We start from the raw sequence: 9840 nt of genomic DNA on the forward strand, positions 1-9840 counted from the left end.
CCGCAGCACCCACGCCGCCCGGCCCTGGTTTTCGAAGAACCCGCGCAGCGCGTACGGCGTCGCCGACGTGCCGTCGGGCGGGCCGAACGCGCCCACGACGTCGTTCCAGCTCTCAACGCGCACGGGCACGCCGACCGGGCCGCGCCGGGTGCGGCCGAGGAACACGGCCACGTCCGTGCGCAGCGGCTCGTCGCCGGAGGCCGCTCGCTCGAAGGTCAGGGAAACGCCGGGAAGCGCCGCGCTGGTCATCACGCGTCGATCACGAATTCCTCGACGGCCAGCACGAGCGTCTCCATGGCGATCTCGTTCTTGGTCGCGTTGAACGACGGTCCGGTGTACTTCGTCGGCCAGGCCCGGTTGAAGTTCCAGCGCATGACCTCCTGGCGGTTCTCGTCGAGCATCACGATCGAGCCGGGCGTGCGGCGCACCCGGCCGTCGAGCGCCTCCTTCACCCAGTTCCAGAACCCGACGTGGCCGGTGACCCCGCGCTTGAACGTCAGCGCGCTCGGGAACTTCTTGAGGCCCACGAGCTTGCGGACCGTGATGTCCTCGCTGCCGGTGCGGTACTCGATCACCGGCAGTTCCACGTCCAGCCCGCTGGCTTCGGTGAACGACCCGCTCACCGCGACGCCGTCGTCGCTGACGTTGGTCACGATGACCAGGAAGTTATACGCGGCATACGGGTCGTCGCGCGTCACAGGTGGCATGTCCGTTGCCTTTCAGTGGTCAGACGAGCTGGGGCTCGCGGGTCTTCTGCTGGATCCGGAAGATCACGAACTCCGCCGGGAACACCGGCGCCACCCCGATCACGCAGATGAGCCTGCCGTTCGCGATGTCGTCGTCGGTCATCGTGGAGCGGTCGCAGTGGACGAAGAACGCCTCGTCGGCGGTCTTGCCGAAGAGCGCCCCGCTGCGCCAGACGGTGGTGAGGAAGTTCGCGACCGTCTGCCGCACCAGCGCCCACAGCGCCTCGTCGTTCGGCTCGAACACGACCCACTGCGTGCCCTCGTCGATCGACTCCTCGAGGAACAGGAAGAGCCGGCGCACGTTGACGTACTTCCACGTCGTGTCCGAGGACAGCGTGCGCGCGCCCCACACCCGCTGGCCCAGGTTGGGGAAGAACCGCAACGCGTTGATCCCCTTGGGGTTCAACAGGTCCTGGTGCCGCTTGGTGACGTCCTGCGCGATGCCGCCGGGCGACCGGATGCCGCGGATGACCGTGTTGGCCGGCGCCTTGTGCACGCCGCGCTCGACGTCGGTGCGGGCGTAGATCCCGATGACGTGCCCCGACGGCGGCACCTCGACGAACTTGCCGGTCGAGGGGTCGTTGACGACCAGCCACGGGTAGTACAGCGCGGCGTACTTGGTGTCGAACGGTTCCCGGAACTGCTGGATGCCCTCGATGTCGAGGCCGTCGCGCGGGTCGAGGACGGCGAACCGGTCCTTGAGCTGTTCGCAGTGCGTCACCAGCGCCGATTCGACGGTGCCCGCCCACACGCCGGGCACCGCGCAGATCGCGACCTCGTCGATGTCCTCCAGCGCCACGATGCCGGTGCGCTTGCCGCTCCCGCCGTCCGTGCCGACGAAGTCCCCGACGTCGAGGCCCCCGAAGGCGTCGTCGCCGTCGTCGGCGAGGCTGAGCCACGAGCCGGTGGCGGGCGTCGGGAACTCGGCGGGATCGGTGCTCAGGTCCAGCGCGGTCGCCCGCACCAGCCGCGACTGGCTCGCCAGCGTGCCGGTCACGGTGCCGGGCGCGTCGCCGACCAGGCGCAGGTTGCGGAACGTCTCGGTCACCGAGCCGCCACCGGGATCCGTGAACCGGGTATCCACTGTGGACTCGACCAGCTGCAGCCGGGCGGTCTCGAAGACCTGCGCGGGGGTGTCGGCGTCGAACGTGACGACGTCGTCCGGCTCGATCGCGACGACGTTCAGGGTGCTCAGCCGGTCACCGGTGTCGAGCTGCACGGCGGCGCCCTCGTACAGCCGGCTCGAACCGCTGATCCGCAGCTTCGGGCCGGCGCCCGCGTTGGCCAGGCGGACCCGGCGCACGGTGAGACCGGTCTTCCACGGCGCGTGCGTGGTGCCGTCGGGGAACGTGAGCGTCACCTTCCCCGCCTCCGGCTGCGCCACGGTGACCGGGAAGCGCCGCTCGCCGATCAGGATCCAGACGTCGTGGGGCAGGTCGTCGGGGTCGAGCCCGGGCACCGCGTTCACCACGATGGACGTGGCGTCGGCGGCGGCTTCGGCGGCGAGCGCGGTGACGAACAGCGGTCCCTCGTTCGGGTCGGGCAGCACCGGCAGCGACGCGCTCACCGACGGCGTGATCCGCACCTGGACGGCCTTCCCCCAGGAACCGGGGCTCGACGCGGAGAACCGCAGGCTCGGCGTGGCCGCCCGCGGGGCCTTCTGCACGTAGTCGCCGCGGGCCGCCTTGACCTCCGCCGCCAGCCCGGTGCCGAGCGTGACCCGCCCCTTGCCGGCGTCGTACGCGGTGATCGTCACGGTGCCGATCTCGACGTTGTCGCTGCCGCGGAAGACCTTGACCTCGTCGGTTCCGGTGAAGCCGACCAGGTGGGCCAGCTCCAGCACCTTCGCCCCGGCCGCGGCGTCCCGGGTGATCGCGCTGACCAGGCCGGTGCCGAACGTGCCGGACGCGGCTTGCGCGGTGGCGCTGGCGACCCGCTTGACGTAGAGGCGCTGGCCGCCGTTGTCGAAGAACCCCTTGACCGCCAGCGGGAACAGCCACCAGCGGCCGCCTTCGGTCGGGTTTTCGGCCCAGGCGTCCCGGATCGCCGGGTCCGGCTCGGGCAGGAACCCGCCGAACGTCGTCTGGAACTCCAGGAAGTTCGTCACCAGCTTGGGCTTGCCGTCGGTCGGGCCGCGCTGGGTGACCCCGACCATGCCCGCCGTGCTGGTGCTCACCCCCGCGATCGGCCGCGGCCCCGCGTCGACCTCCTCGACGTAGACGCCGGGGCTCAGGTACTCGGGCATGGTTCAGCTCCTTCGCTACTGCTCGACGATCTCGATGACGTGCTTGGTGTTCCGGCCGCTGGGCAACCGGACGTCCAGCGCGCCGGTCCGGCCCGGCCGTTCGGTGGCGCTCAGGTGGAAGACCTGCTCCGGCAGCCCGGTGACGGGCTCGCCCTCCCAGCGCAGCGGGAGCCGGAACGCGCCGGCCGCGCTGGTCAGCGTCCGCTCCTGCCAGGGCGCGCCGTCCCGGCTCGTGACCCCGTGCGCCTCGACCAGCGCGTTGGCCACCGGTACCCCGTTCGCGCGGACGACGCCGTAGACCGTGCGGACGCCGGGCCCGTACGGGAAGGCCACGCTCGGCAACAGCCGGACGACGCGCGGCTCGCCCGCCACGGCGGGCGGGGTGTCGTCGTCGTACGGGTACGCGGTGAACTCGACGCCGGTCAGGCTCGCGTCGAAGTCCTCGCCGTCCGCCGGGTACAGCGGCGCGAACCCGATGGCGCTGAACCGGACGCGGAACCGCTCGGGCTGCGCGCCCGGGCCGCGGCGCCGGCCGAGCTCCGGGTAGGCGATCACCGCGCTCGGCGTGCGGATCGCCGGGGTTTCCTGGACCTCCCAGGCGTTCGCGGCCGGGTCGAAGCGCGCCAGCTCGGTGGTCACGTCGGCGGACCGCGCGCGCTGGGCGAACTCGTCGAAGGGCACGAACCACGCCGGGCTGTGCAGGACGGAGGATTCGAGGGGGTAGAAGCGGGTCATGGCACCGGTGTCCCGTCGATCGTGCGGCTGCGGACCAGCCGCAGCTCGGAAACGTCGAGCGAGTCGAGGTTGACGACCCGGACCTCGTAGTTGAGGGACAGCCGGTAGGGCTTCTGGATCGCGTACCAGATCCACGACTTCTGATCGAGCGTCAGCGGCGTCAGCGTGAACTGCAGTGCCTCCGTGGTGCCGGCGAGGCTGCCGGTCAGCTCCTCGCCGGTCCAGATCGCGTCGTCGTAGAAGACCTGGAGCGCGCGGCCGATCATCTGGTGCTGGGTGGCCTGGCTGCCGCCCCACGGCGTGATCAGGTACCGCAGCAGCAACGCCATCGGCGGCTTGCGGCTCGTCGGCGCGGCCGGCGGCAGCGACCGCACCGGCGGCCGGTTGCGCGAGGTGGGGTCCTCGGCGATCTCGTACAGGAAGACCGTGAGCGTCGCCCGGCTCGGCCGGTCCTCGAGGTCGCTCAGCACCGCCGTCGGCGGATCGTTCGGATCCAGTCCGCGCAACGCCGCGGTGAGCCGGTCGACGATGATCGTCGACACGTCGGCGACGACGCCGAAATCGCCCATGCCAGTCCTCCCCCGTGCTGTGCCGCGGCAGCATCGCAGGGGTGGCGTGGCCGGGCCGCGACCCGCGCGTCGCCCGAACGTCACGACGGCGTTCCCGGTGCGGCCGTTGACGCGGCGGCGACGCCGTGGTGACAGGCCTGCGCGCATCCTGCGTCGGTGGAGGTCCCCGAGGAACGGTCCGGCAGCATGGTCCTGCGCGCGTGGCTGGAAGGCGGCGAGCCCGGCGCCCTGCGGGTCCGCATCCTCTCCACGGTCGGCACCGACGAGGCCAAACCCGTCGCGGTGACGTCCCGGGAAGCGGTGCACGCGGCCGTGCAGAGCTGGCTGGACGAGCTGGGAGCGGGCCCGATGACGTTTTCGTGACGCCCCGTTGACGCCGCATCGACGATAATTCCCCGTAACGTTTCACGTGCGGTTCGCGAATTGCCCCAAGGTGGGGTCGATCCGATCGGTGCGGGCGTAGGTTGGGGAACCGATGCGCATTGAAGCAACACAGATCGTGACACTGCGGCTGCTCAAGGGGTTCACGCTGCTGGTGGGAGACGACCCCGTCGTGCTGTCCTACAGCGCGCAACGGCTGCTCGCCTTCCTCGCGCTGCAGGACCGCCCGCGGACGCGGACGTACGTGGCGAGAACGCTGTGGCCGGAGGCGACGACACCCCGCGCCAACGCGAACCTGCGCTCGTCGCTGTGGCGCGCGTCCCGCACCGGGCACCGCGTGATCGACGCGTCCACGCAGGAAATGGCGCTGGCGGGCAACATCACCGTCGACATCCACGACGCGGTCGCCCGCGCGCACTGCCTGCTCGACAAGACGTGCGGCTGCGACGACATCCTGACCCGCCAGACCCGCGACGAGCTGTCGGCCGACCTGCTGCCCGAATGGTCGGACAACGAGTGGGTGCTGATCGAGCAGGAGCAGTACCACCAGCTGCGGCTCTACGCCTTGGAAGCCATGGCCAAGCGCCTCACCACGGCCGGCCGCCACGGTGAGGCGGTGGCGGCCGGGCTGGCCGCGGTGCGCGCGGAGCCGTTGCGCGAGAGCGCCCACCGCGTCCTCATCGACGCGCACCTCGCGGCGGGCAACCGGGCGGCCGCGCAGCACCAGTACGAGCAGTGCCGCTGCACGCTGCTCGAGGAACTGGGACTCGAGCCGTCCGATACGCTCCGCGATCTCCTCCCGCACATGAGCGCGCATTAGTTCCGGCGCGAAAACAATGGCGCCTGCCCTTTCGGGCAATTCCGCCCAGCCGCATTTCCCGATCGGGCGGCCGCGATTTCGGCACATTCGGGCGGCCGGCCCGGCGGGATCCGCCGGGCGCGCCTGTCGAGTTGCGGGCCCGCCGTTCGTCATCCTCTATGAGAGGCACCACGACCGGCTGGAGGAACCCGTGCAGTACATGCTCCTGATCTACGACTGCGACCGTCCGGAGCCCGGCGACCCGCGCTTCCCGGAGGCACTCGCCCGGGTGAACGCCTTCGCCGACGAGTGCCGGCGGCGCGGGGTGTTCGTCTCGGGGCACCCGCTGCAGCGCGAGCACACCGCGACCACGGTCGCCGTCCGCGAGGGCAAGACGCTGATCACCGACGGCCCGTACCCCGAGACCCACGAGCACCTCGGCGGCGCCTACGTCCTCGACTGCCGCGACCTCGACGAGGCACTCGAGCTGGCCGCGCTGTGCCCGATGGCACTGGACGGCTCGATCGAGGTCCGCCCGATCGCCGGCGTGCCGGGGCTCGACCACCGCGGATGACTTCGGAGCAGCTCCTGCGGACGACCTACCGCGAGCACCGGACCCGGATGCTCGCGGCGCTGGTCCGCGTCCTCGGCGACTTCGAACTCGCCGAGGACGCGCTGCAGGACGCGTGCGCGCTCGCCCTGCGCAAGTGGGACGGCGGCGAGCCGGCCGACCCGGTCGCCTGGCTGCTGACCGCGGCCCGCAACAGCGCGGTCGACCGGCTCCGGCGGGCCCGCCGGGGCCGGGAGAAGCTCGCCGAACTCGGCCCGGCGCCGGAGGTGACCACGATGGACGACGGGGAAAGCAGCCTGCTCGCCGTCGGCGACGAGCGGCTCAGCCTGATCTTCACCTGCTGCCACCCGGCGCTGGCCGAAGACGTGCGCGTCGCGTTGACGCTGCACGCCGTGGCCGGCCTGACCGCCGGGCAGATCGCGCGCACGTTCCTGGTCGGGGAGGCCGCGCTGGCCCAGCGGCTGGTCCGGGCCAAGCGCAAGATCCGCGACGCCGGGATCAGCCTCGCCGTCCCCGCCGACCACCTGCTGCCCGAGCGGCTCACCGGCGTCCTCGCGGTGGTCTACCTGATCTTCACCCGCGGCTACACCGCCGAGGGCGACCGGCCGGAGTACCGCGAACTGCAGCGGGAAGCGGTGCGGCTGGCCAAGCTCGTCGCGGCCCTGATGCCCGACGAACCGGAGGCCCTCGGCCTGGCCGCGCTGCTGCTCCTGCAGGACTCGCGGGCGGAGGCGCGCTACGACGAGCACGGCGACGTCGTCCTGCTCGAAGACCAGGACCGGACGCGCTGGGACCGCGCCGGCATCGCCGAAGCCGTCGGGCTGCTCGACCGGGCGCTGCGCCTCGGCGCACCCGGGCCGTACCAGCTGCAGGCCGCCATCGCCGTGCTGCACGCGCAGGCGCCGTCGGCCGGCGAAACGGACTGGGCGGGTATCGCGGGCCTGTACGAACAGCTGCTGCTGGTCGCCCCGTCCCCGGTCGTCGCGCTGAACCACGCCGTCGCCGTCGCCATGGCCACCACGCCGGCCGAGGGGCTCGCGCTCATCGACCGGATCGAGGGCCTCGACCAGTACCACCTGCTGCACGCCGCCCGTGCGGACCTCCTGCGCCGCCTCGGCCGCACCACCGACGCGGCGGCCGCGTACCGGCGTGCCCACGACCTGGCCACCAAGCCCGCCGACCGGCGCTACCTCGCCGGCCGCCTGCGCGCGCTCGGCCCCACCGCGTGAGATGTCCGACGGCCATCGGGATCACCCCCGGGTCCCGGCAAAGTCGCGCCGGCGAGCGTGTGACCGGTGACAGAGTGCCTTGCCGCGTGGTCTGCCCGGCGTCGCGGGGATGTCGTGAATGGGTCATTCATGTCGTCTGGCGAGGTGAATGACTCTTTCACTACATCGCGGATGGCCGGATCGGCCGTGCTGCCCCGACTTTGCCGAAGCCCTGGGGATCACCCCGATGACCGCGGTGCTCGACCACCTGACCCGCACGCAACCGACCCGGCACGTCGTCCTCGCACACGCCGACCGCTCCCTCCGGGCCGGGCCGGCGCCGAAGAGCCGCACTGGTACGAAATCGGCCACGCCGGGCACGCGCGCGGGCCGCATCGACGTCGGCGCGGCTGCCAGTTCCCCCGGACGCCACCGCGCGGTCCACCGCGCGGCCTCCGCCGGGGCCTGTCCGCGGTGCCTCAGGCCGGCTCCTCCGGCGCGAGCGAGTTCCCGGCCGGGATGTGACCGCAGCTCGACGGCGCGGGCTTGCCGGCGAACCGGTCGGCGAGCCAGCCCAGCGCCGCCGGTGCCCAAGCTGCCACGCCGCCGACGTGGCTGAGCGCGTCGTACTGGGCGTACTTGATTGAGTCGTTGCCCGTCGCGCAGTACTGGCGGGCCAGCGCCCGCACGTCGCCGGCGACCATCACGCCGTCCCCGGTGCCGATGCCCGGCAGGTTGCTCGTCGTCCCTTCGAGGAACCCGGCGTTGCCCTGGGCGATGAACCCCGGGACCGACGGCGTCGGCGCCGACCCGATGTTGACCTTGTTCACGGCGGCGACGAACGGCGGCACCGAATCCGGGTTGGCGTACTCCGGTTTCACCAGCTTCCGCCACGTCAGGCCCGGGTACCGGCCCAGCGCCGTGATGATCGACGCGTGCTCCAGCTCGTCGAGCACCTTCAGCCCGTACTCGCTCGCGTACGGCCGCAGGTCGATGCCGAAGCCGCGGGCGACCCCGATCAGCGCCATCGGGATGACCCCGGACCACACCGGGCTCCCGCCGACGTACTTCAGGTTGTGCGCGGGGTCGACGAGCACCCCGCCTTCGGTGAACCCGACGAGGTTCCGGTTCACGTCCGGGGCGTAGCTCGGCGCGAGGGCCGCCGCCCAGCCGGTCGCGATGGCGCCGCCCGAGTAGCCGAGGAGGCCGAACTTCGTGCGGTCGTCCATGCCGGTGGCGGCCGAGCTGGTCGCCGCGCGGATCGAGTCGAGCGTCGTGGTGCCGTATTCCGGCCCCGCCGCGAAGTCCGCGGTCTGCCCTTCGGTGTCGGGCACGACGACGTTGTACCCCTGCAAGAGCGACGGGAGCAGCAGGAGCGACTCGCCGTTGGGTAGGAGCCCGCCGAGCGTGACGTCGCCGGCGATCGCGCGCGACGGCGAGTCGGCGGGGTCGAGCGAGTCGTAGGCCGACTGGTACGAAACGGCTTTCGTGCGGTCGCCGGTGATGCTGCGGACCACGGAGGTGACGTTGGCGGACGGCCTGCCCTGCGCGTCGGTGGTGCGGTAGAGCAGCTGCACGGCCTGCACCGGCGTGGCGAGGCCGGCCACGTGGTAGGCCAGGGTCCGGGTCTTGAGCACGGTCCCCGGCGCGTACGACGACAGCGGCGCGCTGCCGTCGTAGGAGTAGAAGGAATCGGACGGCTGGGCGTCGGCCGCGGTCGCCGTCGCGGCGGTGAACACCAGCGCGAGCGCGGCGGCGAGGGCCGGGAAACGGGCGTGCGTGCGGATCATGACTCCCCTTTGAATCATGAAGTGGATCACTCGACGGCGTGAACCTACCAGCGAGTAGGTCCGGGGTACAGCCGCGTACCGGTTTCTCACCCGCCCGTGGGGACTACCGCGGGCGCCGGTCCGGTCCTAGCGTTGGGGTGCCGGGTGCGCAGCGGAGGAGGGACGATGCAGGGCACGCTCGACCTCGAAGTCGCTCCCCGCCCGCACTACACGCTGGTCACCATCACGGGCGGCCTGCACCTGGGCAGCTACCGCCGGCTGCGCGACGGCCTCCTGGAAATCGCGGCGGACGGCCCGGACGCGGTCATCGCCGGCGTCGGCGAACTCGACTTCAGCGCGCTGGCACCGGTCGGGGTGTTCGCCCTCGTCGCCCGCCGGATCCGGATCTGGCCGGGAATCCCGCTCGCACTGGCCACCGGCACCGCCGCTCACGCGCGAGCGTTGCGGGAGCACGGCGTCCACCGCGAAGCGGCACTCGGCGAGGACGTCCCCAGCGCCGAACGCGCCCTGGGCAAACCGGCCCGGCGCCAGGCGGAGCTCCTGCTGCCCCGCGGCAGCGAAGCACCGGCGGTCGCGCGTGCCGCGGTGCGCCGCGCGTGCGCGGAGTGGGACGTCACGCACTTCGTCTACGACGGCATCCTCGTCGCCGGCGAGCTGGCGACGAACGCGGTCCAGCACACGACATCGGCCGCCACCCTCAGGCTGGACCTCCGCCACGGACGCCTGACCATCGCGGTCCTCGACGACGACCCCCGCCCGGCGGTGCTGTCCCCACGGCCAAGGCCCGGGTCGGCCG

Annotated in this window: 10 protein-coding genes and 1 pseudogene; 5 read left to right on the forward strand and 6 right to left on the reverse strand. The window is 72.3% G+C overall.

Translation table 11 applies throughout. The features are described from left to right. From G3I65_RS51795 to G3I65_RS51815, 5 genes and pseudogenes are all read right to left on the reverse strand, one after another. Positions 1-249 (reverse strand): annotated as a pseudogene (locus tag G3I65_RS51795) (phage tail protein); the annotation flags it as partial. Further along, positions 249-707: a phage tail protein gene (locus G3I65_RS51800; protein ID WP_160703386.1), complete on the reverse strand. Its 459-nt coding sequence runs from the start codon at positions 705-707 to the stop codon at positions 249-251. The gene G3I65_RS51800 and the pseudogene G3I65_RS51795, both read right to left, overlap by 1 nt. A gap of 19 nt (positions 708-726) precedes the next feature. After that, positions 727-2991 carry a phage tail sheath C-terminal domain-containing protein gene (locus tag G3I65_RS51805; RefSeq protein ID WP_160703388.1) on the reverse strand — a complete coding sequence of 755 codons (2265 nt, stop codon included), beginning with the start codon at positions 2989-2991 and terminating at the stop codon, positions 727-729. Positions 2992-3006: 15 nt separating this feature from the next. Further along, on the reverse strand, positions 3007-3726 hold the full coding sequence (locus G3I65_RS51810; protein ID WP_160703390.1) for a carboxypeptidase regulatory-like domain-containing protein: 720 nt from the start codon (positions 3724-3726) through the stop codon (positions 3007-3009). After that, entirely contained in the window at positions 3723-4295 is a 573-nt protein-coding gene (locus G3I65_RS51815; protein ID WP_160703392.1) for a DUF4255 domain-containing protein, read from the reverse strand. The genes G3I65_RS51810 and G3I65_RS51815 overlap by 4 nt, the downstream gene beginning before the upstream one ends. Positions 4296-4451: 156 nt before the next feature. Here G3I65_RS51815 and G3I65_RS51820 point away from each other — a divergent pair, with 156 nt between their 5' ends. The 4 genes from G3I65_RS51820 (at position 4452) to G3I65_RS51835 (ending at position 7275) form a co-directional block, all read left to right on the forward strand. Continuing rightward, a complete protein-coding gene (locus tag G3I65_RS51820; RefSeq protein ID WP_160703394.1) occupies positions 4452-4658 on the forward strand; it encodes a hypothetical protein in 207 nt (68 codons plus the stop codon). Between the two features lie 136 nt (positions 4659-4794). Then, positions 4795-5496, forward strand: a complete 702-nt coding sequence (locus G3I65_RS51825) for a BTAD domain-containing putative transcriptional regulator (protein WP_160703396.1) — start codon at positions 4795-4797, stop codon at positions 5494-5496. A gap of 190 nt (positions 5497-5686) precedes the next feature. Continuing rightward, complete coding sequence (locus G3I65_RS51830; RefSeq protein WP_160703398.1) at positions 5687-6049, forward strand: YciI family protein; 363 nt, start codon at positions 5687-5689, stop codon at positions 6047-6049. Beyond that, positions 6046-7275 carry an RNA polymerase sigma factor gene (locus G3I65_RS51835; RefSeq protein ID WP_160703400.1) on the forward strand — a complete coding sequence of 410 codons (1230 nt, stop codon included), beginning with the start codon at positions 6046-6048 and terminating at the stop codon, positions 7273-7275. The genes G3I65_RS51830 and G3I65_RS51835 overlap by 4 nt, the downstream gene beginning before the upstream one ends. A 458-nt stretch (positions 7276-7733) precedes the next feature. Here G3I65_RS51835 and G3I65_RS51840 read toward each other — a convergent pair whose 3' ends face one another. Then, a complete protein-coding gene (locus tag G3I65_RS51840) occupies positions 7734-9044 on the reverse strand; it encodes a lipase family protein (RefSeq protein ID WP_160703402.1) in 1311 nt (436 codons plus the stop codon). Positions 9045-9209: 165 nt separating this feature from the next. Between G3I65_RS51840 and G3I65_RS51845 the strand changes: the two genes are divergently transcribed. Beyond that, positions 9210-9840, forward strand: a 631-nt coding sequence (locus tag G3I65_RS51845; protein ID WP_160703404.1) for an ATP-binding protein, incomplete at its 3' end; no start/stop codon positions are given.

Origin of the sequence: Amycolatopsis sp. SID8362 (genome assembly GCF_010550475.1) — a bacterium.
Lineage (GTDB): Bacteria > Actinomycetota > Actinomycetes > Mycobacteriales > Pseudonocardiaceae > Amycolatopsis > Amycolatopsis eburnea.

Excerpts from the sequence above, each read along its gene's own strand:
- G3I65_RS51810 (WP_160703390.1), bottom strand. The coding sequence starts at position 3,726 with ATGACCCGCTTCTACCCCCTCGAATCCTCCGTCCTGCACAGCCCGGCG.
- G3I65_RS51840 (WP_160703402.1), bottom strand. The coding sequence starts at position 9,044 with ATGATCCGCACGCACGCCCGTTTCCCGGCCCTCGCCGCCGCGCTCGCG.
- G3I65_RS51815 (WP_160703392.1), bottom strand. The coding sequence starts at position 4,295 with ATGGGCGATTTCGGCGTCGTCGCCGACGTGTCGACGATCATCGTCGAC.
- G3I65_RS51800 (WP_160703386.1), bottom strand. The coding sequence starts at position 707 with ATGCCACCTGTGACGCGCGACGACCCGTATGCCGCGTATAACTTCCTG.
- G3I65_RS51835 (WP_160703400.1), top strand. The coding sequence starts at position 6,046 with ATGACTTCGGAGCAGCTCCTGCGGACGACCTACCGCGAGCACCGGACC.
- G3I65_RS51805 (WP_160703388.1), bottom strand. The coding sequence starts at position 2,991 with ATGCCCGAGTACCTGAGCCCCGGCGTCTACGTCGAGGAGGTCGACGCG.